The organism is Streptomyces sp. NPDC059832 (assembly GCF_042731715.1).
Taxonomy (GTDB): domain Bacteria; phylum Actinomycetota; class Actinomycetes; order Streptomycetales; family Streptomycetaceae; genus Streptomyces.
On sequence record NZ_JBHWIY010000035.1, the window covers coordinates 1 to 23,697 of the forward strand.

22 protein-coding genes are annotated in these 23,697 nt (G+C 69.8%); 11 read left to right on the plus strand and 11 right to left on the minus strand.

The features are described 5' to 3' along the window. The 4 genes from ACFV8T_RS37235 to ACFV8T_RS37250 form a co-directional block, all read left to right on the plus strand. A partial coding sequence (locus ACFV8T_RS37235; protein WP_385336185.1) for a YwqJ-related putative deaminase occupies nt 1-1,854 on the plus strand: 1,854 nt, incomplete at its 5' end. Nucleotides 1,855-1,883: 29 nt separating this feature from the next. Beyond that, nucleotides 1,884-2,360, plus strand: coding sequence for an SUKH-3 domain-containing protein (locus tag ACFV8T_RS37240; RefSeq protein ID WP_266415913.1), 477 nt, complete (start codon nt 1,884-1,886; stop codon nt 2,358-2,360). Beyond that, entirely contained in the window at nt 2,299-2,739 is a 441-nt protein-coding gene (locus ACFV8T_RS37245; RefSeq protein ID WP_385336316.1) for a YwqJ-related putative deaminase, read from the plus strand. The genes ACFV8T_RS37240 and ACFV8T_RS37245 overlap by 62 nt, the downstream gene beginning before the upstream one ends. Nucleotides 2,740-2,781: 42 nt before the next feature. Then, nucleotides 2,782-3,309: an SUKH-3 domain-containing protein gene (locus ACFV8T_RS37250; protein ID WP_385336187.1), complete on the plus strand. Its 528-nt coding sequence runs from the start codon at nt 2,782-2,784 to the stop codon at nt 3,307-3,309. Nucleotides 3,310-3,364: 55 nt separating this feature from the next. Here ACFV8T_RS37250 and ACFV8T_RS37255 read toward each other — a convergent pair whose 3' ends face one another. The 3 genes from ACFV8T_RS37255 to ACFV8T_RS37265 form a co-directional block, all read right to left on the minus strand. After that, nucleotides 3,365-3,982: a hypothetical protein gene (locus ACFV8T_RS37255; RefSeq protein ID WP_266415918.1), complete on the minus strand. Its 618-nt coding sequence runs from the start codon at nt 3,980-3,982 to the stop codon at nt 3,365-3,367. Nucleotides 3,983-4,110: 128 nt separating this feature from the next. After that, the gene (locus ACFV8T_RS37260; protein WP_385336189.1) at nt 4,111-6,141 is read right to left on the minus strand and encodes a serine/threonine-protein kinase; all 2,031 of its coding nucleotides are present in this window, start codon (nt 6,139-6,141) and stop codon (nt 4,111-4,113) included. Between the two features lie 288 nt (nt 6,142-6,429). Then, the gene (locus tag ACFV8T_RS37265) at nt 6,430-6,924 is read right to left on the minus strand and encodes a hypothetical protein (RefSeq protein WP_385336191.1); all 495 of its coding nucleotides are present in this window, start codon (nt 6,922-6,924) and stop codon (nt 6,430-6,432) included. 79 nt (nt 6,925-7,003) lie between these two features. Here ACFV8T_RS37265 and ACFV8T_RS37270 point away from each other — a divergent pair, with 79 nt between their 5' ends. After that, complete coding sequence (locus tag ACFV8T_RS37270) at nt 7,004-7,999, plus strand: aldo/keto reductase (protein ID WP_385336193.1); 996 nt, start codon at nt 7,004-7,006, stop codon at nt 7,997-7,999. A 115-nt stretch (nt 8,000-8,114) separates the two neighbouring features. Here ACFV8T_RS37270 and ACFV8T_RS37275 read toward each other — a convergent pair whose 3' ends face one another. Beyond that, nucleotides 8,115-8,642 (minus strand): PadR family transcriptional regulator, encoded by a 528-nt coding sequence (locus ACFV8T_RS37275; RefSeq protein WP_385336195.1) that lies wholly within the window; start codon nt 8,640-8,642, stop codon nt 8,115-8,117. A gap of 79 nt (nt 8,643-8,721) precedes the next feature. On the opposite strand from ACFV8T_RS37275, the gene ACFV8T_RS37280 reads away from it, so the two are divergent. After that, the gene (locus tag ACFV8T_RS37280) at nt 8,722-9,498 is read left to right on the plus strand and encodes an alpha/beta fold hydrolase (protein ID WP_385336318.1); all 777 of its coding nucleotides are present in this window, start codon (nt 8,722-8,724) and stop codon (nt 9,496-9,498) included. A 47-nt stretch (nt 9,499-9,545) separates the two neighbouring features. Beyond that, complete coding sequence (locus ACFV8T_RS37285; protein WP_385336197.1) at nt 9,546-9,686, plus strand: hypothetical protein; 141 nt, start codon at nt 9,546-9,548, stop codon at nt 9,684-9,686. 136 nt (nt 9,687-9,822) lie between these two features. Here ACFV8T_RS37285 and thpR read toward each other — a convergent pair whose 3' ends face one another. After that, nucleotides 9,823-10,398 (minus strand): RNA 2',3'-cyclic phosphodiesterase, encoded by a 576-nt coding sequence (gene thpR / locus ACFV8T_RS37290; RefSeq protein ID WP_385336199.1) that lies wholly within the window; start codon nt 10,396-10,398, stop codon nt 9,823-9,825. Nucleotides 10,399-10,498: 100 nt separating this feature from the next. On the opposite strand from thpR, the gene ACFV8T_RS37295 reads away from it, so the two are divergent. After that, nucleotides 10,499-11,089, plus strand: coding sequence for a Uma2 family endonuclease (locus ACFV8T_RS37295; RefSeq protein WP_385336201.1), 591 nt, complete (start codon nt 10,499-10,501; stop codon nt 11,087-11,089). 67 nt (nt 11,090-11,156) lie between these two features. Here the strand turns inward: ACFV8T_RS37295 and ACFV8T_RS37300 are convergent, their stop codons facing one another. Continuing rightward, entirely contained in the window at nt 11,157-12,494 is a 1,338-nt protein-coding gene (locus ACFV8T_RS37300) for an MFS transporter (RefSeq protein ID WP_385336203.1), read from the minus strand. Between the two features lie 95 nt (nt 12,495-12,589). After that, nucleotides 12,590-13,030 carry a MarR family winged helix-turn-helix transcriptional regulator gene (locus ACFV8T_RS37305; protein ID WP_266415935.1) on the minus strand — a complete coding sequence of 147 codons (441 nt, stop codon included), beginning with the start codon at nt 13,028-13,030 and terminating at the stop codon, nt 12,590-12,592. 145 nt (nt 13,031-13,175) lie between these two features. Between ACFV8T_RS37305 and ACFV8T_RS37310 the strand changes: the two genes are divergently transcribed. Further along, on the plus strand, nt 13,176-13,391 hold the full coding sequence (locus ACFV8T_RS37310) for a ribbon-helix-helix protein, CopG family (RefSeq protein ID WP_072485765.1): 216 nt from the start codon (nt 13,176-13,178) through the stop codon (nt 13,389-13,391). On the opposite strand, the gene ACFV8T_RS37315 is transcribed toward ACFV8T_RS37310, so the two are convergent. Beyond that, entirely contained in the window at nt 13,384-14,838 is a 1,455-nt protein-coding gene (locus ACFV8T_RS37315; RefSeq protein WP_385336206.1) for an NCS2 family permease, read from the minus strand. The genes ACFV8T_RS37310 and ACFV8T_RS37315 overlap by 8 nt on opposite strands. Nucleotides 14,839-15,028: 190 nt before the next feature. On the opposite strand from ACFV8T_RS37315, the gene ACFV8T_RS37320 reads away from it, so the two are divergent. Beyond that, nucleotides 15,029-15,334 carry a DUF2530 domain-containing protein gene (locus ACFV8T_RS37320; RefSeq protein ID WP_385336208.1) on the plus strand — a complete coding sequence of 102 codons (306 nt, stop codon included), beginning with the start codon at nt 15,029-15,031 and terminating at the stop codon, nt 15,332-15,334. Between the two features lie 112 nt (nt 15,335-15,446). Next, the gene (locus tag ACFV8T_RS37325; protein ID WP_385336210.1) at nt 15,447-17,927 is read left to right on the plus strand and encodes an HAD-IC family P-type ATPase; all 2,481 of its coding nucleotides are present in this window, start codon (nt 15,447-15,449) and stop codon (nt 17,925-17,927) included. Between the two features lie 22 nt (nt 17,928-17,949). Here the strand turns inward: ACFV8T_RS37325 and ACFV8T_RS37330 are convergent, their stop codons facing one another. The 3 genes from ACFV8T_RS37330 to ACFV8T_RS37340 form a co-directional block, all read right to left on the minus strand. Then, entirely contained in the window at nt 17,950-18,723 is a 774-nt protein-coding gene (locus ACFV8T_RS37330) for a DUF5707 domain-containing protein (RefSeq protein ID WP_385336212.1), read from the minus strand. A gap of 184 nt (nt 18,724-18,907) precedes the next feature. Continuing rightward, complete coding sequence (locus tag ACFV8T_RS37335; protein WP_385336214.1) at nt 18,908-19,846, minus strand: hypothetical protein; 939 nt, start codon at nt 19,844-19,846, stop codon at nt 18,908-18,910. Nucleotides 19,847-20,029: 183 nt separating this feature from the next. Next, nucleotides 20,030-23,236 carry a sacsin N-terminal ATP-binding-like domain-containing protein gene (locus tag ACFV8T_RS37340; RefSeq protein WP_385336320.1) on the minus strand — a complete coding sequence of 1,069 codons (3,207 nt, stop codon included), beginning with the start codon at nt 23,234-23,236 and terminating at the stop codon, nt 20,030-20,032. Between the last annotated feature and the right edge of the window lie 461 nt (nt 23,237-23,697).

Consider the following 23,697-nt stretch of genomic DNA (forward strand, 5'->3'; position numbering starts at 1 on the left):
TCCTGGCTGCGTGACTCGCGCACCGCGATGAAGGAGACCGGCAAGGCCCTGGTCGCGTGGGACGAGTGGGGCAAGAACCCCGGCCGGGCGGCCGGAGCGGTCACGTTCAACGTCCTGACGACCGTGTTCACCGGAGGCGCCGGCGGCGCCGCCGCAGGAGCAGGCAAAGCCGGAGCGGTCGCGAAGGTGCTGTCCGTCGCGGGCAAGGCCGGCAAGGTCATCGACCCCATGACCTACATCGCCAAAAGCGCCGGCGCGGGCCTCTCCAAGATCGGTGACATCACCAAGGGCCTCAAGGGCATCAGCAACATCGAGATCCCCAAACTCCCCGACGACGCGATCACCCTGCCCGAGGGCTCCCTCAAGCTTCCCGACGGCACCGTCCACCTCCCCGACGGCGCCCCGATCCCCGAGGGCGGCGTCAAACTCCCCGACGGCAACGTCAAGTTCCCCGACGACGCGCCCCTCCTGCCCGAGAACACCACCAAACTCCCCACCCACACCGACGTCCCCGTCCAGTACTTCGACCACGACGGCAACCTCCTCAACGAACACGGCGACACCGTCCAGAAGGCCGAGGACGCACCCGTCGAGCCCTCCCCCGACGTCCCCCACACCGACAACCCACACACCGACACCCCGCACACGGACGCCCCGCACACCGACATGCCGGCCAGGGAACCGGCCCTGGTCGGTGTGGGCGCCCACACCGCGGACAACGTCGCGCACGTCGGCGCCAACGCGGGCGACAACGTCATCCACGTCGGCAGCGACCTCGCCGACACCGGCCGCATCGCCGACGACCTGCCCGGCGGCCACACCGGCGACCACCTCCCCGGCGGCCACGCGGGCGACCACCTCCCGGGCGGAAACGCGGGCAACCACCTCCCCGGCGCAGGAGTGGGCGACCACCTCCCCGGCGGCCACGCCGACGACCTCGGCCACCACCCCACCGCCGGACACGAACCACCCGCCAACCACCACACCGGCGGACACGGCGACGGACCGGGGGGACCGCACGACCCGACGCCGCCCCACCACAGCGACCACACGCCGAACAGCCATGCCGACGACGCCGCGCACCACGGCACGGACGAGGGCGCCCCGCACCACGGGTCCGACGACGTGCTTCCCCATGACGACGGCGTCCCCCACGACCCCGACGGCCCGCACGGCCCTGGCGGCCCCGACGGTCCGGATCACCCCGGCGGCGACGGCCCCGGCAACGAGCCGCACGGCAAGCCCCTGGAACCCCAGCCCGACTGGCACGGCCAGAGCGCGGACAAGATGCGTCACTACCGGCGCCCGGCCCTGGACGTCTCGCACCTTCCCCTGAAGGATCAGCTTCCTGTTCTGGAACGGGAAGCATCCGCTCTCGCCGACGACGCCCTCGACGCCCCTCCCGGAGCGGCGCACCCCGGCCAGAACCAACTCGATTCCGGCTGTGCCGGAAGCTTCCTCCACGACAACACGATCACAGCCCACTCCAGCACCACTAAAATGCACGGGCAAACTGTTCCGCACACACACAAAGTGCTGGACGGCATACTCAAGCAAATTGACGACGACGCCAAGGCGGGCATCATCGAGAAGAAGGGTAATGGCCACGGGAAGTGTGCCGAGATCTCGCTGATCAGTGACCGGCTGAGCCAACTTGACCCAACTGGGACAAGTATCCGCACAGTCGCTGATGCTCGCCAGGCTCTGGAAGGAGGCGTTATGCACACCAGACGCATCGGAGATTTCGTCATGAAGAAGACAGGAGAAGTACGAGGACGACACGGCGACTTCCTGCCCCCGTGTGACACTTGTACGCATGTCCTACCTCAGCTCGGAATTCGCGTACACGCTTAAAGATCCACCCACAGAACAGGAAACGCACCATGCCTCCGACTCGACCAACCACAGAAGTACTCGATTGGCTGACTCGACATGGCTGGTTTCCTGGGCGAGACATCGGTGATTCGGCACGAGATCTTATCCAAGTGAGACTTCAGGACGCAGAGGCGCAGGGGTTTCCGCTCAAAGCCGTGGATGCGGCCGTTAGTGTTATCCACACGTACGGGCTTCTGGATTTGACGCATCCAAGAGCATCGCATTCCTCATTCGAGATGGAGCCGACAGGCGGATATGACGGCGATGCTCGATTGATTGCAGAAATTGCGTCCGGCCTGGGTGTGCCACTCTTTCCAGTGGGGTTCGAATCGTCAGAGTTCGGAATCATCCTGGTGGATGAAATCGGCCGGTGGTTTCTTCTTCACCACACAGGTGGATATTTCCTCGGCGAAGATGAGTACGATGCATTCTCTCGATTCATCACCAACGCTGACACTCCGGACGTGGAGGACTTCTTTGTCTGAGCAATTCCCTGCCGTAGCCTCTTCCCTGCTGATCGGCGGCCAGGTGGTGAGCCACACCAGCCTGGTCGGGGAAGGCACCGCCAATCTCCATCCGGCCATCTGGTCATTCGCCGAATCGCTGCCGGCCGACGTGCGCAAGCCGTTCACCGGGCGCTGCGCCGAATCGGCCCTGGTATCCGACCAGTTGTGGGGGCTCGACTCCGCACGGAGTGACGGCCGCACGACCACCCTCGACGAAGCCGCGCCGCACTTCGCGGGATCCGCCATCATCTCCAAGATGATCCGCGGCCAAGGACACCCCGATCACGGCAAGACCACCGAACCGTGCGAGGTCTGCCGACTGCTGCTGCAGAGGTTGGGCACGCAGGTAATGTCCTGACGGAGAACTGGTCACCGCCTCGCCGAACGCACCGCCTCGGGGATGGCGGAGAAGTTGACCGCAGGCATCGAAGGGGCCGATTCCGAAATGAGTCACCCTCCGGCGCAACCAGCCCCAGAGGTGCTCGACTGGTTGACCCAAAACGGCTGGTTCCCAGGTCGCGACATCGGCGAGCAAGCCGATGAACTCATCCAGGTCCGGGTACAAGACGCCCAGCGACAAGGAATCACCATGTCGCCCGTACCGGCCGCAGTGCGCGTTATCCACACTTACGGCTCACTCCGCCTCAATCACCCAAGAACACACGACTTCTCCTGGATCATGAAGCCGACACTTGGATATGACGGCGACGCGAGACTTATTCAAGAATTAGCATTCAACCTGGGCGCAGAGCTTTTCCCTATTGGCTACGAGTCTTCCGAGTATGGAATTCTCCTGGCCGACCGGAAAGGGCGCTTCTTCCATCTCCACCACACCGGAGGATACTTCTTGGGGGAGGATGAAATGGATGCCTTCTCCCGGTTCCTAATGGGCATATCCGACCCCGACGCCGAGGATTTCTTTGTCTGAGCGGTGCTCATCGTCCGGGTCGGCGCAGCCGCCGTCCCTGCCCGATCGACCGCCCCTACTCGCTCAGCCCCACGACACCCCAGCCCCGCCGGGCGGCCTCGGCAAGGATGCGTCCCCACTCCGCCAGCAGGAGGGCGAACGCGTCGAAGTCGCCGCCCCGGCCGTCGGGGATGGCGGAGTACACGGTGAAGGCCTCGCGCAAGCCGTCGAGCCGTGGCCGTATGCCCTCCCAGGTCGCGGCCAGCTCCCGGACACTGTCCGGTGACCGTGCCACCAGCAGGCCGTACGCGACTTTCGGGTCGTCGGAGAAGAAGTCCCCATCCGTCTCCCCCGACTCGCCGTCCATGCCACCCCAGATCAGCCCGAGCAGGAAGGCGTCCAGCCCGGCCCGCAACACCGGATCGGCGTGGTCGCGGACGCGCTCCCAGTAGTGCGTGGCCCAGAAGTGCGGCTTGTACGAGCCGAGGGTGTGCAGGAACTCGTAGAGCGCGAAGAAGGCGCCGTTCGGCCCCTTCGGCCACTCCCAATCACCCTCGATCACCGGGGCATCGTGGTCCCACAGGCCCGTCTCGTCGGCGTACCAGGCATTCCTCAACCGCAACAGCCGCTCGCGCTCGGGCACTTCGCCCAGCCATGACCAGTCGGCGATCATCACCGTGATGTCGAGCCCCATGGCGTGAGGCTACCGGGCACGGTCAGGTCGCGGGCCCGTCCGCCTCCGCCGCGAGTGCTGCGACGCGTTCGCGCCACGGGGTATGGGGCGGATCGTCCTCGTACGCGGCCGCCTGGGCGCGGTAGCCGTCAGGACGGGCATTCCGCCAGCTTCGGCTTGTTCGGCGGGTTCGACCTGTTCAGCAGCGGGGCGAGGTGGTGGGCGTACAGCTGCTCCCAGACCCCGTCGGTCATGATCTTCTTCAGCGACGAACACACCTCCCGCTTCAGCCCCTTCGCGTCCGGATTCATGGCGACGCCGTAGCCCTCCGCGCCCGGACCGCTGTCCAGCCGCTTCAGCTCGGAGGGGTTGTTCTTGACGAACCCGGCGAGGATGACGTCGTCCGTGCTCACCGCGTAGACCGACGATGTCGGGTCCAACAGGTCGCGCACGCACCTGTCGTAGCCGTTCGGCAGCGACCCCGTCATGTTGTAGCCCGCCTTGGGCAGCCATGTCTCGTACGTCGAACTCCTCGCGGTACACACTTCGAACCGCTTCTTCCGCAGCATCCTGGAGTCGTCGATCGACACCCTCTTCGCCTTCTTGCGGACCATGAAGCTCCGGCTGGCCACGTAGTACGGGCCGGCGAACGCGACGCTGTAGTCGGGCGGCTTCGCGTGCTTGCGCTCCGGCGTGATGCTGTAGGTGGCGATGACCAGATCCACATCGCCCTTCTGCAGTATCGTGCTCCGGTTCTCGCTGCTCACGGGCTCGAAGGCGACCCGGTCGCGGGTGTAGCCCATGTCGTGCGCGATGGCATAGGCCACGTCGATCTCGTACCCGCGGTACTTGCCGCCCTTGGTCTTCTCGCTCAGTCCGGGCTGATCGGCCTTGACGCCCACCTTCAGGATCGGGTGCGTCTTGATGTACGGCTCCGGTTCGGAACCCTGGCCGGGCCGGCCACCCGCGTCCGCCTCGCCGTCCCCCCGCATCCGGTCCGCGGCGAACCATCCGAGACCGGCCAGCAGGGCCCCGCACACCACGGCCGCCGAGACCTTCTGCCATCCCGGGACGCGCTTCTTCGGCACCTGGGGCGGCGGAGGCGGTGCCTGGGGGCGTACGGGGGCGGGTGGTGGCACAGGCTCGGGTACGGGGGCCGGTTTCGCCGCCGAATCACGGAGGATCTTCCGCAGCATCTCCTCCGCGCTCTCGGCGCTCAGGCGCCGGCGCGGGTCCTTGTGCATCAGCCGGCCCACGACCTCGGCCAGGTCCCCGCCGTGTTCCATCGGAAGGGGGTCGGACTGGCAGGCGGCGACCAGGACCTCGTATTCGTTCGGCCGGTCGAAGGGGTGCCTGCCCTCGACCATCTCGTACAGCGTGACGCCCAGCGACCACAGGTCGGACGCGGGTGTCGCGGCGCTCTCCTGCGAGGTCTGGCCGAGCAGTTCGGGCGCCAGATACTTGAAGGTGCCGATGAGTTCACCGGCCCTGGTGAGCGGGACGGCACCGTCGAAGGTCGCGATGCCGAAGTCCGCCAGGATCGCGAAGTCGTCCTTGGCAAAAAGGATGTTGGCGGGCTTCACGTCGCGGTGGACCACCCGCGCCTCGTGGACCGCCCGCAGCCCGCCCAGCACCTGGAGGCCGATCGCGGCCGTCCGCCGCAGCGGCAGCCGCCGCTCCTCGCGCATCAGGTCCGCCAGCGAACGCGCGTTGAGCAGGTCCATCACGATCCAGACCTGGTTGCCGGACTCGACCCGGTCGTGCACCGCCACCACGTTCGGGTGCCTGATCTTGGCGATGGCCGCGGCCTCCCGCCGGGCCCGCTGCATCATCTGCTCCTGCGTGGCCGCGCCGATGGCGTCCCGGCCGAGCAGGCCCTTCACCGCGACGTGACGGTCCAGGCGGGTGTCCAGCGCCTCCCAGACCTCGCCCATGCCACCGCGTCCGAGGCTGTGCAGGAGCTCGTAACGGCCGTCGATCACGTGGTGCGGTGCGGGGGTCGCCGCCCGGTCCGGCGACGGTGAGGACTCCGGTGTCGGATGCGTGTCCGGCCACGCCTGCGCGTGCTCGGTCGAATCGCTCCGGGGGAAGCCGCCCGCCCGACCGCCGTCGGCGCTGCGGGGGGATCCGTCGCCTTGCCCGTGGTCCGAATCGCGACCGGCCGTACCCTCGCTGTGCATGCGACCCCCTGTGGACTACATGGAGTCAACAGACTAAGGGCTGTCCCGTAATCCCTGGCGGGCGTGCGACGACAGCTACGGCACCTCGCCGCGTTGTCGGAACGCCCGAATACATCCAGTATTCGGGCGTCCCTCCGCCTTGCGATGCACCGCATCTGACGCCGCACGCTGATCCACCAGGGATTACGGGACAGCCCTTAGACGCTCGGTCATATTCTCAGCGGTCCGGAGCACTTGAGATCCGGTCACCCCGCGACCGCTCCCGGCCACCCTCGCGGCAGTCGGCGCTCACCCTTCGGCGAACCGATCCCCGCACCGGCTGCAGAACACCGGCTCCGGGTCCTGCGAGAGCCGGCCGCACCCCGGGCAGACCCGGTCCAGCATGCAGGGGGCCTCGCCGCCCTCGTACGAGAGGGCGGGGGCGGCCGAGGACTTGATGGTCAGGCCGGGGCGGCGGCGGTGGACGGTCAGGCAGGTGAGGCCGTCCGGGCCGGCGGCGAGGGAGCGGCGGGAGGTCCGGGGCAGCCAGGCGACGGTGCTGGGCGCCAACTCCAGCGAACCGCTCCCCGTGTCGATCCGGCCATGGCCCGCGACGACGACCAGGAGGACGTCCAGGACGTCCTCCTGGTGCGCACCGACCTCGCCGCCGGGCGGCAGGCGTACCAGGTTGGCATCCAACTCCCGTCCCTGCTCGGCCAGTTGCCACAGCGCGCCGCGATCGTCACGGCTCGCGTCGCGGAGCAGATCGTCGAGTACGGCCAGAACGCGCGGTACGGAATTCACGGCAGCCAGGCTACGCCCCGGCGGGGCGGTGCCGGTCGCCCTTGCTTCGAGCGGACTCGAAGGCGTTGGCTTGGTGTCCATGGAGTACACGCAGCTCGGACGCACCGGACTCAAGGTCAGCCGCCTCGTCCTCGGCACCATGAACTTCGGCCCGCAGACCAATGAGGTGGACAGCCACGCCATCATGGACGCGGCGCTGGACACGGGTCTGAACTTCTTCGACACCGCGAATGTGTACGGCTGGGGCGAGAACAAGGGCCGCACCGAGGAGATCATCGGCACCTGGTTCGCCCAGGGCGGCGAACGCCGCGACAAGGTGGTCCTGGCCACCAAGATGTACGGGAACATGGCCGCCGAAGGCGAGGCCTGGCCCAACCACGACAAGCTCTCCGCCGTGAACATCCGGCGCTCCGTCGATGCCTCGCTGAAGCGGCTCCAGACGGACCACATCGATCTCTACCAGTTCCACCACGTCGACCGGAACACCCCCTTCGAGGAGATCTGGCAGGCGATCGACGTCCTGGTGCAGCAGGGCAAGATCCTCTACGCCGGTTCGTCGAACTTCGCCGGCTACAAGATCGCCCAGGCCAATGAACTGGCCGCCCTGCGGGGCTCGTTGGGCCTGGTCAGCGAGCAGTGCATCTACAACCTGATGGAACGCCGCGCCGAGATGGAGGTCATCCCGGCCGCGCAGGAGTACGGCCTCGGTGTCATCCCGTGGTCCCCGCTGCACGGCGGACTGCTGGGCGGCGTGCTGAAGAAGGAGCGCGAGGGCACGGCCGGACGCTCGGCCTCCGGCCGCAGCGCGGACGCGCTGAAGGACGCGGCGCTGCGCGGGAAGATCCAGGCGTACGAGGATCTGCTCGACAAGCACGGCCTGGAGCCGGGCGAGGTCGGCCTGGCCTGGCTGCTCACCCGTCCCGGGGTGACGGGGCCGATCGTCGGACCGCGCAACCGGGAGCAGCTGGACTCGGCGCTGCGGGCGCTGGAGCTCGATCTCTCCGCGGAGCTGCTGGCCTCGCTGGACGAGATCTTCCCGGGTCCGGGGCCGTCGCCGGAGGCGTTCGCCTGGTAAGGACCGCCTGACGGACCACCGGACCACCGGACCACCGGGCCGTCGCCGTCCCGTCCCCGCAGGGGGGCGAGGACGGCGGCGGCCCGTTTCCGTGTGTCCGCGAAGGGCGCTCGGCTCAGGGCGCGTCCAGCTCCTTCAGGGTCTCCCCGAGCCAGCTCAGCTCCGCCTCGCTGGTCGCGCGGGCGATCCTCAGCAGCCCCCGCCGGAACGGGTCGTCGAACGACTCGGCGCCCAGCGGTCGCTCCCCCTCGTAGAAGAAGCTGCTCGGCTCCTCCAGGAACGCGAGCCGGCGCCGCAGCACGTCCGCCTGCTCGGCCGGGGACGGCAGATGACGCAGGAAGGCGAGGACCGTGAACCAGCGGTTCTCGTCACTGATGTCCACCTCGTCGGCCTCCCGCAGGCGTCGCCGCAGCTCCTCGCGCCCCGGGCCGGTCAGGGTGAGGGTGTGGCGGGGAGCCGCCCTGCTGCCGGGTTCGGTGCGGCGCTCCAGCCATCCGGCGCGCTCCAGGCGCTTGATCGCCGGGTACAGCGTGCCGTCCGCGATGGGGCGGACGTGCCCGGTGAGGTGGGCGACCCGGCGCTTCAGCTCGTAGCCGTGCAGCGGTTGCTCGTACAGAAATCCAAGGATGGCCAGTTCCAGCATGTGCGTATCCTCTCCGACGATCGTTATACCTCGATGCCGATGTATAGTCGTCCCGATGGTTGGCGACGAGGAGGAAGACATGCACAACGCCCAGGTGACGGCCGACGGCGCGCGCATCAGGTGGGTGGAGCTGCCCGGCCTGCCCGGCAGTACCCGTACCAGGGTCTGTCTGCACGGGCTCGGGGCCTCGTCCGGCCCGTACTTCACCGCGAGCGCCACCCATCCCCTGCTGGCCGGCGGCCGGACGCTGCTCATGGACCTGCTGGGCTTCGGGATCAGCGACCGTCCCACGGATTTCGGCTACACGCTGGAGGAGCACGCCGACGCGGTGGCGGCGGCGCTGGAGGCGGCCGGCGCGTACGACACGGACGTGATCGCGCACAGCATGGGCGGCGCGGTGGCCATCGTGCTCGCGGCGCGCCATCCGCGCCTGGTGGCCCGGCTGGTCCTGGTCGACGCCAATCTGGACCCGGTCGCCCCCGGGCCCGCGCGGCCGGGCAGCAGCGGCATCGCGGCGTACTCGGAGGAGGAGTTCCTGGCGCACGGCTGGGCGGAGGTACGTGACCGGGTGGGGCCGCACTGGTGGGCGACCATGCGCCTGGCGGGCCGCGAGGCGCTGCACCGCAGCGCGGTGCAGCTCGCCCGCGGGACGACGCCGACGATGCGTGAGCTGCTGCTCGACCTGAAGATTCCGCGCACCTTCCTGAGGCCGCAGAGCGACGGGCCGCTGCCCGGCGAGGAGACGCTCGTCGAGCACGGGGTACGGGTGGTGGCGGTCCCGGAGTGCGGGCACAACATCATGCTGGACAACCCGGAAGCGTTCGCCGAGGAGACCGCGCGGGCCCTCGCCGTCTGAGGAGGGGGTGCGCGGCCGGATGCGGCAGGCCCAGGCCCTGTCGTGCCATGGGTGAACTCGTTCCGCCGCTCGTCATCGCCGCCGCGCCGGCCGCGGTCATGGGCTTCCTCACCTGGCCGGCGGTCGCCCGGCGCCGCCCCCTGCGGGGCCTTCGCCGCCGGGTCCGCCGGCTGCGGCACGGGCACTGAGGGCGGCCCGGGGCCCCGGCCGCGTCACGCCCCGACGGCGGCCGCCACGGCGACGACGACGAACATCAGCACGAGCACGGCCGCCATGATGCGGTTTCTGGTCTTCGGATCCACCCTTCGAGCCTAACCGCCGGTCTCAGTGCCCCAGCGACCAGGATGCGACCACCTCGTACCTGGGCTGCTCGCCCGGCACCCCCGAGACCGGCAGATCGCTGCGTACGAGGGCCAGCTCGCCGACCTCCCACCCGGTGCCCTCGAAGCTTCCGAGCGCCTCGGCGCAGGGGCGCAGGTCCACCTCGGCGTGGCGGCTGCGGGCGAGGGTGAGGTGCGGGTGGTAGCGGCGGTGCTCGTCCATCGGAATGCCGGTGCGGCGGGCGGCGGCATCGGCGCGCTCGGCGAGCAGCCGCAGCGTGTCGATCGCGCCCGCGGCTCCCACCCAGAGCGCCCGCCCGCCGAACCGGCCGGCGCCGTGGATGCGCAGCGGGAAGGGGTCGGTGCGGTGGGCGGCCCGTGCGAGGCGCTCCTCCAGTTCGGGCAGCAGCTCCTCGTCCACGGGCCCGAGGAAGGCGAGCGTGAAGTGCCAGCCGGACACACCGGTCCAGCGAAGCCCCTCGGCCTCGGGCAGCGCGTGCAGCGGGGCGACGGCACGGCGCAGTTCCTCGACGGCGGGGGCGGGCGGCAGCACGGCAACGAAGAGTCTGAGACGGCTCATGGGCCGAGTGTCGCACCGTACCGGCGTGTCTCGGCCTCCGTACGTATCGTTGTACTACGCGGCTGCCCGCGCCCGCGCGGCAGCGGGGAGGAGCGCCACGATGACCGTCGTAGAGACCGACAGGATCGAGATGGCCGAAGAGAGCGACGAGCGCACTCTGGACTCCATGTTCGAGTGGCTCGAAAAGATGCCCGTCCCCGAGGGAATCAAGGCCGAGATCGTCGGGGGAAACATCTTCATGTCGCCTCAGCGCAACAATCGCTGGGACATCATTTCCGACATCTACGAGCAGCTCCGCGCGACGTATCCCCGTGCGCGGGTGAAGTCCGACGTGCGGGTCGACTTCCCGGGGCACCTGAACGGGTTCGCCTCCGATGTGCTCGCGCTCGCGGAAGGGGCCCCGACGGACGGGAAGGGAAACTGGCTGTACACAGGGGTCGAATTCGTCGCCGAAGTGATCTCGAAGGGCACCTCGCACAACGACTACGGCCCCAAGCTGGCCGCTTACGCGGCCGCGGCGGTCCCGGTCTATGTGATCGCCGACCCGTACAGCGGCAAGTGCCACGTCTTCCGGAACCCGCGGCAGGGCGCGTACACGACCGAGCTGACCGTTCTCTTCGGCACCGAGATCGACCTGACGGACACCCCGGCGGGCATCGTCCTCAGGACCGACGAGTTCACCTGCGAATGACGGGCCGGGCCGCACCCGTGAACAACCGACTGCCCTCCTCCCCTGCCGGGAGGAGGGCAGTGGGCGCTCACGCCGCCGCGGCCAGCTGCTCCTCCCGTGGGACGAACCGGACGTGCGGGCGGCCCGGTCGCAGGTCGACGCGGAGGCGCAGGCCTCCGACGCGGGCCAGCATCAGGCCGACGCCGAGCGCGGCCACCAGCGAGAACGCGCCGCCGACGGCCATGCCCGTACGGACCCCGTAGGCATCGCTGATCCAGCCGACGATCGGGGCGCCCACCGGCGTACCACCGGCGAAGACCATCATGTACAGGCTCATCACCCGGCCGCGCATGGCCGGGTCGGCGGCCATCTGGACGCTCGTGTTCGCGCTGATGTTGGTCGTCAGGCCGATCATGCCGATCGGGACCAGCAGGATCGCGAAGAGCCAGACGGACGGCGACAGGGACGCGATGATCTCCAGCAGACCGAACGCCGTGCCCGCGGCCACCAGCATCCGCAGCCGGGAGGAGCGGCGGCGGGCGGCGAGCAGGGCACCGGCGAGGGAACCGGCCGCCATGAGGATGTTGAAGAACGAGTACATCCCGGCGCCGCCGTGGAAGATCTCGTCCGCGAAGGCCGTGAGCCAGATCGGGAAGTTGAACCCGAACGTGCCGACGAAGCCGACCAGGACGATCGGCCAGATCAGCTCGGGGTGGCCGGAGACGTAGCGCAGGCCCTCCCGCAGCTGTCCCTTGGCGCGCGGTACGACGGTGGTCTTGTGCAGCTCGCTCGTACGCATCATCAGCAGGCCGACGAGCGGCGCGGCGAAGGACAGGCCGTTGAACATGAAGGCCCAGCCGCTGCCGACCGTGGTGATCAGGACACCGGCGACGGCCGGGCCGATGAGCCGGGCGGACTGGAAGTTCGCCGAGTTGAGACTGACCGCGTTGCGCAGCTGGGCGGGTCCGACCATCTCGGACACGAACGACTGGCGGGCCGGGTTGTCGACCACCGTCACCATGCCGAGCAGGAACGCGATGAGGTAGACGTGCCACACCTGGACCACACCGGAGAGCGTGAGCACCGCGAGGGCGATCCCGCAGAGGCCGAGCGCCGCCTGGCTGACGAGGAGCAGCTTCCGCTTCGGGAGACGGTCCGCGATGACACCGCCGTAGAGGCCGAACAGAAGCATCGGAAGGAACTGGAGCGCCGTGGTGATGCCGACGGCGGTGGCGGACCCGGTGAGGCTCAGGACGAGCCAGTCCTGCGTGATGCGGGACATCCAGGTACCGGTGTTGGAGATCACGGCGCCCGTGGCGAACAGGCGGTAGTTACGGATCTTCAGCGACGAGAAGGTCCCGCCGGGCTTGCTCTCGTGGGTGGAAGTCGGTGCGGGGGCGGAGTCTGCTCCGGATCCCGTACTCAAAAGGGTTCGCCTCCTCGGGCGTATGCGTTTCGCTGACTGACGGGGTGCGGCGGTGCGGGCGGTGCGCCGGCTGTGGTCCGGCGCGGCCCGCCCCGCTACAGGTGGGCGAGCTTCTCCAGCACGGGCGCCGCCTTGCGGAGCGTCGCCCACTCGTCCTCGTCCAGGCCCTCGGCGAGGGCGGTCAGCCAGGCGTTCCGCTTGGAGCGGCTCTCTTCGAGCATGGCTTCCGCCTGCTCGGTCTGGCTGACCACCTTCTGGCGACGGTCATCGGGGTGCGGTTCCAGCCTGACCAGCCCCTTCGCTTCCAGCAGCGCGACGATGCGAGTCATCGACGGAGGCTGCACATGCTCCTTGCGGGCCAGCTCGCCCGGTGTGGCCGAGCCGCACCTGGCGAGCGTGCCGAGCACCGACATCTCGGTGGGGCTCAGCGACTCGTCGACACGCTGGTGCTTGAGGCGTCGGCTGAGCAGCATCACGGCGGAGCGAAGGGAGCTCACGGCGGCCGCACTGTCGCCGTCGTGGATCAGGTCAGGCATGTTTATTAGCGTAACTCATTACCTACCCTAAAGACCATTCGTGGTACACGCGCGAGAGGCACTTCACCCAATCGATCACCCGAACGAGTGAGTCGGATCCGGAAAGTGACGCGAAACGACGCGGCGGGCCGTAACCCTGCTTGCCATGGGATCGACTGTGCTCAGCCTGCGGATAGACGGTGAGCTGCTCGACCGGCTCCGGCAGCATGCCGCCAAACGCGGAATGAGCGTCCAGGACTATGTGGTCCGGACGCTCATTCGCGATGATTTCGACGAGCGCTTCAAGGCGGCCGTCGACGAGACGGAGAGGTTCTACGGCCCGGAGGGGACCGCGGGGATCAGGGCCGAAGAGGTCACGTGAGGCCGAGGGCCGGCATCGCGTAGTAGAAGACGAAGACCGCCGACACCACGTACATGGGCACCGGCACCTCGCGCCAGCGTCCGGCCACCACCCGCAGCACGGAGAAGGCGATGAAGCCGATGCCGATGCCGTTGGTGATCGAGTACGTGAACGGCATCATCAGCATGGCGAGGAAGGCCGGGATGGCGAGCGTGTAGTCGCTCCAGTCGATGTCCCGCACCGAGCCCGAGATGATCAGGAAGCCCACCGCCAGCAGCGCGGGGGTGGCCGCCTGCGACGGGACCATGGTCGCCAGCGGCGTCAGGAACAGCGCCACCGTGAACAGCAGGCCCGTCACGATGCTCGCGAAGCCGGTGCGGGCGCCCTCGCCGACACCTGCCGTGGACTCCACGAAGCAGGTGCCCGCGGAGGCGGAGCTCGCACCGCCCGCGGCGACCGCGATGCCGTCCACGAACAGCACCTTGTTGATGCCGGGGAAGTTGCCGTCCTTGTCCGTCAGCTTCGCCTCGTCGCCGACACCGAGGATGGTGCCCATCGCGTCGAAGAAGCAGGACAGCAGCACGGTGAAGACGAACAGGATGCCGGTGAGCACGCCCACCTTGCTGAATCCCCCGAACAGGCTGACCTTGCCGATCAGTCCGAAGTCCGGGGTGGCTACCGGATTGCCCGGCCACTGCGGGACGGTCAGCCCCCACGCCTGGCCCGGCAGATCGGCGACCGCGTCGATGATCATCGCGACGACCGTCATCGCGACGATGGAGATCAGGATCGCGCCCGGCACCTTGCGGACGATCAGCGCGAGGGTGAGCAGCGCGCCGAGGATGAAGACCAGGACCGGCCAGCCGATGAGGTGGCCGTCGCCGCCGAGCTGGAGCGGCACGGTGGTGTGCGCGGCGTCCGGGACACGGGAGACGAAGCCCGAGTCGACCAGGCCGATCAGCAGGATGAAGAGGCCGATGCCGATCGCGATGCCCTTGCGGAGCGAGGTCGGCACGGCATGCATCACGCGTTCCCGCAGTCCGGTCGCGACCAGCAGCATCACCACGATGCCCGCGAGGACGACCATGCCCATCGCGTCCGGCCAGCTCATCCGGGGGGCGAGCTGGAGGGCCACGACGGTGTTGACGCCGAGGCCGGCCGCCAGCGCGATCGGCACGTTGCCGATGACGCCCATCAGGAGCGTGGAGAACGCGGCGGTCAGCACGGTGGCGGTGACCAGCTGGCCACCGTCGAGCTGATGGCCGTACATGTCCTTGGCGCTGCCGAGAATGATCGGGTTCAGCACGATGATGTACGCCATCGCGAAGAACGTGGCGAATCCGCCGCGGATCTCGCGTGCAACCGACGACCCCCGCTCGGAGATCTTGAAGAAACGATCCAGGCCGCCTTGTGGCTGCGGAGCCATGGGCTGACTGGCATCGACCGGAGCGGTGGCCGAGGGGGACATGTATGACCTCAGTCGTACGTAGAGGGGGAGTGAAAGTGGTCAGCTTTGGACTTTTACACGAATAATTCGAGTCAGCCGTAAGCAGATTCAGTATGAATACATAAGGCGAAGATCGCTATCTCCGCGCGTAGACCCTTGGGCCGCCTGGACCGGGAGGGCTTCGCGCATGGGGGCCCCATACACTGAGGTCATGGCGAAGTGGACACCGAAGCACGAGGCACCCGAGCCCCTGGAGGGGCCCGTCGTCGCCACCATCACCGGCGGCACGATCCTCTGGTTCGCCCTCTTCCTGGTCCAGCTCCCGTTCTACGGCTGGTTCGACGACCACGGGCACCTGTGGTGGGTGTGGACCTGCCTGGCCGGTGCGGGGCTCGGCCTGATCGGCATCTGGTACGTACGGGGACGGGACGCCGCGATCAAGCGGGCGGCCGCCGAGGCCGACGGATCGTCCGGCACCGGAACGGGCGCCGAGGGCGCGCCGGGCGCCACCGCCTGACAGTGCGGCACCGGGTCCTCGTACCACCGCAGGACCATTCCCCTCCTCCCCCGGTCTGATCTTCGGACCCCTCAGTGGGTGAACCGGACCATCCCCCCGTACCGTCGAAACCATGACGCAGCGGGCATCCCATTCCTTCGGCGAGCAGACTCCCGAAGCAACCGGCTCCACCGGTCACCCCGGTTCGGCCATGATCGACGCCGGGGCCGAGCTCGACCCGGTCCACCCGGTGAAGCTGCCTGCCCCGGCGGTGGACCCACGCGGGCTGACCGCGGCCGAGGTGGCCGAGCGGATCGCCCGCGGCGAGGTCAACGACGTACCCGTGCGCTCGTCCCGCTCCGTCCGCGAGATCGTCCGCGCCAACGTCTTCACCCGGTTCAACCTGATCATCGGCGTGCTCTGGCTGATCATGCTGTTCGTCGCGCCGGTCCAGGACAGCCTCTTCGGCTTCGTGATCATCGCCAACACCGGCATCGGCATCATCCAGGAGTGGCGGGCCAAGAAGACCCTGGACAGCCTCGCGGTCATCGGCGAGGCGAAACCCACGGTGCGGCGGGACGGGGTCTCGGCCGAGATATCCACCTCCGAGATCGTCCTCGGCGATCTCATCGAGCTGGGCCCCGGCGACAAGGCGGTCGTGGACGGCACGGTCGCCGAGGCCGACAGCCTGGAGATCGACGAGTCGCTGCTCACCGGCGAGGCAGACCCGGTGCTGAAGCACCCCGGCGACCCGGTGATGTCCGGCAGCTTCGTCGTCGCGGGCGGCGGCGCCTTCACCGCCACCAAGGTCGGCCGCGAGGCCTACGCCGCCCAGCTCGCCGAGGAGGCGTCCCGCTTCACCCTCGTCCAGTCCGAGCTGCGCACCGGCATCTCCACGATCCTCAAGTACGTCACCTGGATGATGGTGCCGACCGCGATCGGCCTGATCATCAGCCAGTTCGTCGTCAACGACAACAACCTCAAGGGATCGATCGCCCGGACCGTCGGCGGCATCGTCCCGATGATCCCCGAGGGCCTGGTGCTGCTCACCTCGGTCGCCTTCGCGATCGGGGTCGTACGGCTCGGCCGCAAGCAGTGCCTGGTGCAGGAGCTCCCCGCCATCGAGGGCCTGGCCCGGGTCGACGTCGTCTGCCTGGACAAGACCGGCACCCTCACCGAGGGCGGCATGGACGTCACCGAGGTGCGGACGCTGGGCGGTGCGGACGACACGTACATACGCAGCGTGCTGGGCGCCCTCGGCTCGTCCGACCCGCGGCCCAATGCCAGCCTCCAGGCCATCGTCGACGCCTACCCGGACGGCGAGGAGTGGCTGTGCACCCAGACGCTGCCGTTCTCCTCGGCCCGCAAGTACAGCGGCGCCGCGTTCGACGAGGGCGGCGGCCGGGAGTCGTCCTGGCTGCTCGGCGCCCCCGATGTGCTGCTGCCCGAGCAGGACCCGGCGCTCGCCGAGATCGAGCAGCTCAACGAGCAGGGCCTGCGGGTGCTGCTGCTGGCCCGCGCACAGGGTGCGCTCGACGGGCCGGACATCGCGGCCGGGGCCGTACCGAGCGCACTGGTCGTCCTGGAGCAGCGGTTGCGGCCCGATGCCGGGGAGACTCTGGCGTACTTCGCCGACCAGCGGGTCGCCACCAAGGTCATCTCCGGCGACAACGCGGTCTCCGTCGGCGCGGTCGCGGGGAAGCTGGGTCTGCCGGGCGCCGAGCACACCCTGGACGCGCGCCGGATGCCCACCGATCCGGACGACATGGCCACGGCCATGGAGGAGAACGCGGTCTTCGGCCGGGTCACCCCGCAGCAGAAGCGGGACATGGTCGCCGCCCTCCAGTCCCGCGGCCACACCGTCGCCATGACCGGCGACGGCGTCAACGACGTACTGGCGCTGAAGGACGCCGACATCGGCGTCTCCATGGGTTCGGGCTCCGAGGCGACCCGGGCCGTCGCCCAGATCGTGCTGCTCAACAACAGCTTCGCGACGCTGCCGTCCGTCGTCGCCGAGGGCCGCCGGGTGATCGGCAACATCACCCGGGTCGCCACCCTGTTCCTGACCAAGACCGTCTACTCGGTGCTGCTCGCGGTCCTGGTGGTCTGCTTCCAGGTCGACTACCCGTTCCTGCCGCGCCATCTGACCCTGCTGTCGACGCTGACGATCGGCATCCCGGCGTTCTTCCTGGCGCTGGCCCCCAACAAGGAACGGGCGCATCCGCACTTCGTGCGCCGGGTCATGCGGTACGCGATCCCGTCGGGCGTCATCGCGGCCGTCGCCACCTTCGTGACGTATCTGATCGCCCGGCACCACTACTCCGGTACGGGTGCCCTCGACGCGGAGACCAGCGCGGCCACGCTCACGCTGTTCCTGGTCTCGATGTGGGTGCTGGCGATCATCGCCCGCCCGTACACCTGGTGGCGGATCGGCCTGGTGCTGGCGATGGGGCTGGCGTTCCTGGTCGTGCTGGTGGTGCCGTGGCTGCAGGACTTCTTCGCGCTGAAGCTGGTGGGAACGACGATGCCGTGGACCGCGGTGGCCATCGCGGTGGTGGCGTCGGCCGGCCTGGAGTACGCCTGGCGGCTGGTCGGCCGACGCTTCCCGGTGTAGAGCTCCGTCCCCCGCGCCGCCGCTACTTCACGTCGACGAAGTCGCCCGCGGTGGTGACGGCCGGGGTGGTGGACGTACCCGCGAAGCTGTAGCGCCAGTAACCGTCGACCGAGGCCTTGACCGTGGTCTTCAGGGTGCCGGTGCTGTTCGTCCTGATCGTCTTGACCGTGGTGTACGTGGAGCTGGTCTTCTTGCGGAACTGGAGCTTCACGGGCTGGCCGGTGTAGCCGTGGTAGGCGTGGTCCTCCCAGTTGGCCCGCGACAGCTTCCCGGCGACCGTGATCGTCTTGCCCTTCTTCACCGGCTCCGGCGAGGCGTTGACGGTCAGCTTGGACAGCCGCTGGATCCTCGCCGTGGCGTAGGAGTCGTAGTACGTGCTGGAGCCGTCCTTGGCCTCCGCACCCGTGAGGATGTGCCAGGAGCCCGCCTGCACGTTCTTCGTGAGGTCGACCCTCGGGTCGATCGTGATGGTGAGCGAGCAGGTGCTGGTGGTGGCGCTGGCGGCCTTGCAGGTCGCATCGTCCTCGTTCGGCGTCAGCACGCCGTCCAGGCCCTCGTCCAGGTCCTTCCCGTGCCACAGGAGCAGCCAGCCGGATTCGATGCCGGAGGCGTGCGAGGCGGTGACCGAGACGGTGACGGTCTTCGGCGCCGTCGTCCCCAGGACGACGTCCTTGCCACCGTTGACGGTGACCTTGGAGATGACGGGATCGGCCGTTGCCGCGTGCGCCGCCGGAACGGCGAGGGCGGACAGGACCAGGGCGCCGGAGGCTGCGGCGACAGTGGCACGTATGCGCATGGGTTTCTCCGTGGAGAAAGGCCTTGGGGGCCGGATGGGGATGCACGGGACGGATGCGTGAACAGCGGGACCCCTCGCGGAGGGATCCCGCTGTTCACGGGTGATCACAGGTGGCCATGGATGGCCGCGGATGGCCACGGTTGCGGCCCGGTGCGGCCGATGTGACCGATGTGACCTGGTGGGACTACTTCACGTCGACGAAGTCGCCGGCGGTGGTGACGGCCGGCGTGCTGGCCGTACCCGCGAAGCTGTAGCGCCAGTAACCGTCGACCGAGGCCTTGACCGTGGTCTTCAGGGTGCCGGTGCTGCTCGTCTTGATCGTCTTGATCGTGGTGTACGTGGAGCTGGTCTTCTTGCGGAACTGGAGCTTCACGGACTGCGTGGCGTAGCCGTGGTACTTCAGGTCGTCGAAGTTGGCCCGCGACAGCTTCCCGGTGACCGTGATGGTCTTGCCCTTCTTGACGGGCTCCGGAGCAGCGTCGACGGTCAGCTTCGAGAAGCGCTGGACCCTGGTGTTGCCCAGGCCGTCCTGGAGCGCGAACCCGATCTGGGAGGGGTCGGGGTTGTTCGGGTTCTGGCCGTTGTAGTCGACGGCGAAGCCCACCCCCTTCCACGTGGTGGCGTCGGAGTTGCCGATCAGGTCGTAGACGGGCGAGACGGCGATCCGGCCCGTGCAGGTGGCGACCGTGGAGGAAACCTTCTTGCAGGTGGGGGCGACATCGCCGTACAGCTCGTTCGTCGGGGTGTCGAACGAACCGCGGTAGAGGCTGACGCCCAGCTCGAAGTTCGAGGCGAAGATGTTCACGTCGGCGCCGTGCGTCACGGTGAACGTGGTCGGCACGATCTTCGTGGCGGCGGTGCCCACGGCGATCGGCTTGCCGCCGTTCACCGTGAACTTGGAGAAGGTGAGGTTGAGCTGGCCCACGGTGTTCGCGACCGCGAGGGAGCGTGCGCCGGACTTCGCGCCGGACTGCACGGCGGAATCGGACTGGGCCGCACGCGCGGCATCGGCGACGGAGCCGATCGCGGCGTGCGCGTCGTCGGCCTGGGCGGCCGACGGTACGACGAGGGCGGAAAGAGCCAGGGCGCCGCTGACGGCGGCCACGGTGGCACGAATGCGCATGTTCATTCCCCAAGTTGGAGAAGGGGCCCGCGGAACATGACCGCCCGCAGGCCCAAGATCGTCTGCGAAGCCTGATGGCTTCACAGACGAGACCATCCTCAAACGTGAAGGGTTGTGCGGTCATTGGGGATTTCTTGCGGACATTCCATATGCCCGGCCCCGATGCGCATCGGTCGGGGCCCGTCAGTCGAACCAGCGGTCCCGGGCCAGCTCCTCCGTACGGGACGGATCCTCCAGCAGCGCCGCGACCTCGAAGCGGCGCGGCCACTGCCCCGCCGCCCAGGCCAGGCCCGCCGCGACGCCCTCCAGCGTGGCGGCGTGGACCGTGCCGTCGGGGGCCCGGCGCCAGTCCAGTTCGACGCCGCCCGCGCGCAGTTCCCCGTGTTCGACGTACGCGTCCGGAGTCCCTGCGCCGAGCAGGGCCCGTACCGCGTCCGGTACGTGATGCTCCTCGCCCTCCGTCGACACCTCCGCCTCGACGCTCTCGCCGAGCCGGCGCACCTGGAACAGCTCGGCCAGCTCGGCCGCGCGCGTCGGGGCGACCGGGAGCAGCGGGAGCCCGTCGGTGAGCGGCAGCAGATCGGGGGCGTCCGCGATCACGGCGTCCGCCGCGTCGACGACCCGTACCTCGCCGTCGACCACGGCCCGCAGTTCGTCCGGCAGCGTGACCTGTTCCGGGTCGAGATCGGCCAGGGCCGTGTACAGGGAGTGCAGTTGCACGGGGCCGACCGGGCGGTCCTCGTCCGCGAGCCGGCCGAGGAGTTCGGCGGCGCCGCCCGGCTCGTCCAGCAGGGCGGCCACGGACGTCCGTACGCCGAGGGCGCGCAGCACCTGCGCGTCGTCGAAGCCGGTCGCGTCGGCGGAGTCGTACAGCCCGGCCAGCCGGGGGTCGCCGCCCGCGGCCCGCAGTCCGGCGGGACGGCGACCGTCGAGCACCGGGTGGTCGCGCAGCCACCAGGCCGTGTAGGGGCGCACCGACTGCGTGGTGCCGTCCGGCAGCAGCACCCGCACCGGCTGGGTCAGCGCGTCGCGCAGCGGCGGCCGGGCGAGCATGGCGAGCGCCTGCGGCCAGGCCTCGTCGTCGACCAGGTCCAGATCGCGGACGGCGACGATCTCGGTGGCGACCGGCGGCACGGGGGTGTCGGGCAGCTGGTCGAGGATGTCCTCGCACCACACGTCCACCGCGTCCAGCAGACCGGCGTCGTCGGGCTCGGCGAAGTCGCCCTCGCGCGGCTCCAGTTCGTCCGGGTCCAGCACCACGTCGGTGGCCCGTACGAGGGCGAAGGTGGCCAGCACGCCGCAGGCGGTGAGCGGCTGCTCGCCCCAGCGGTCGGCCAGCTCCTGGTCGCAGAGCGCCAGTTCACCCTCTCGCATGATGGCGGCGAACGGGCTCGCGGGCAGCACGAGTTCACCGGCGGGGGCCGGTTCGCCGTCCTCGTCGGGGAGGGCGAGCGCGCCGAGCCAGGGCTCGTCGCCGGGTGCCAGTTCGGCGTCCCGGACGAGGGTGAGGACGGTCTCGGCGAGCTCGTCGCCGTCCAGCGCGTCCTCGTCCCAGATCTCGCCCGCGTCCAGCGATCCGGCGACGGCGGCCCGCACCTGCGGGGTCGTCAGCACGGCGCGCGGGGTGGCGGGCAGGGCGCCCAGCTTCTCCAGCAGCGGGTGGGCGGCGTCCGGGTGGGCGACCTTCAGCCCGAGCCGGGCGAGGCGTTCCAGCACCGGTCCGGCAGCTGCGTCGGGAAGCGGGAGGAGGACCTGGCGGGGCCCGATGGTGGTGCGGGGCACGGCGGGGGTGCCGGGGTCCGTGGTCTCCGGGGTCCCGGCCAGCGGTACGGGCAGGCCGGAGAGGCGGTCCGGGTCGATGCCGGACAGGCTGTCGTACAGCCGCCGCCACCAGCCGGGGTCGCGTTCCAGACCGGCGAGCCGGTCGATCGCCTCGGTCAGCGGGACCCGGGCGACCTGGAGCGTGCGCAGCTCGCTGCGGCGTTCCAGTCCGGCGGGCAGCAGACACGGCAGGACCTCGGCGAGCACCCGTACCGTCTCGGCGCCGACGCCTTCCAGCACTTCGGCCTCGATGGGCCGCAGCGCCGTGGTGGCCGCCTCGGCGAGGCCGTCCGCCTGCACATCCCAGCTGTCCCACCGGACCACCTCGGCGGTGGTGTCGCGCGGGGCGGCGGGCGCCAGGAACGCGATGCGCGGCAGCCGCTCCAGGATCGCGCCGCGCAGCGCACCGTCCAGTTCGCCCTTGCCGAGCGGCCCCGGTACGAGGTCGATGGTGTCGACGGACACCGGCTGCCAGCCGGCGAGCAGTTCGGCGTACGCGTCGGCGGCGCGCTGCACCAGGAAGTCGGTGAGCGGTCCCGGCGCGAAGTGGCGGCGGGCGGTGTCGAGCGGCAGCGAGGCGATGAGCAGCGCGGGGATGCCGAGGGGTTCGTCGGTGGGCGTCGGCGCGTGGACGACCGGGAGGGTGCGGGGGCGCACCGGGGCGCCCTCCGCGTCCACCGGGACCGCCCAGGTGACCGACCAGTGCGGGCGCAGCCGTTCCTCGCGTGGACGGTCGGCGAGCAGGGCGGGCTCGACCGGGCCGTGGTGGGTGACGGTGCGCCAGCGGTTCGTGCCGTGCGCGGAGTCCTCGACGTGGGTGTACGGGCCGTGCTCGGAGCGGCTCAGCGTCCGTACGGAGCCCGGGGTCTCGATCACGATCTCGTCGAGGCCGCGCAGGGTGAGCAGCAGGGCGTCGTCGACCGCGTCGAGCAGCCGGAGCACGAGGTCCTCGGCGCCGCCGTCGCGCAGCGGGAGGACGACGACGGTGTCGTACCCGTCGGGTGCGGTGCCCTCGGCGGGCAGCGGAAGCCGGAGCAGGGGTACGTGGCCGTCGCGGCGGCGCAGTTCGTCGCCGAGGCCGGGGCTGGCGACGGCCGCCCGCGCGGCGAGGTCGCGGGCCTCGGCGAGGGACCAGCGGATGCCGCCGTGCCGACCGACGACGGCGGGCTCGTCGCTCACCGCGAGCACGGCGGCGAACCCGACGCCGAACCTGCCGACGGCTCCTTCGTGCCCCTCGCGCTTGGCGGAGGCGCGCAGGGTGGAGAGCGACTCCACGCCGGTGGCGTCGAGGGGCGCGCCGGTGTTGGCGGCGGCGAGGACCGCGGGGGTGTCCGGGGTCGCCGGGCGCAGGGTGAGGCGGAGCCGGCCGGGGACCTGTGCGCGGGCGGCGGCGTCGGCGGCGTTCTGGGCCAGCTCGACGACGAGGCGGTCGCGGTAGCCGCCGAGCGCGAGGTCCTCCTCGGCGTTGGCGTCCTCGCGGAACCTGGCGGGGCCGGCGCCCCAGGCGTCGAGCACACCGCGCCGCAGCCGTGCGGTCCCGAACGGATCGGCCCCCTCGGTCGCATTCATGCTCACGCTCTGACTCCACTCTTTCCGGTTACGCACTGCCCATGCCGCCAAGTGTGCGCCCGAAGGTACCGGGTCCTCGCACCGGACGGGGGCCGCGGAACAGCGCATCGGCCGGTTCGAGCCCTTGGCTCCGCCCCCAGGGCCGGTCCGGCGGATCACGGCCGGGGTCGCGGCGCCCACCACGGCAAGGGTTCCGTCCTCGATCCCCAATCGCCTGACGGGCTGGGATCGCCGGGCGGGCGGGAAATACCGGGCAGCGGGAAATACCCGAACGCGCGGAAAGTCTCCGGGGGCGGGAAAAACCCCGAATGAGCGGAAAATCCCTGAACGGTCGGCAAAATCCCTGGCCGGGCAGGAAATTCTCCGGGCGGGCGGGAAAATCCCCGGGCAGACGGCAGAGTCGAGCCCTCCGGCGATTGAGGACAGGGCGGTCCGCCGGGGCGCCCGGCATCCCGCTCAAG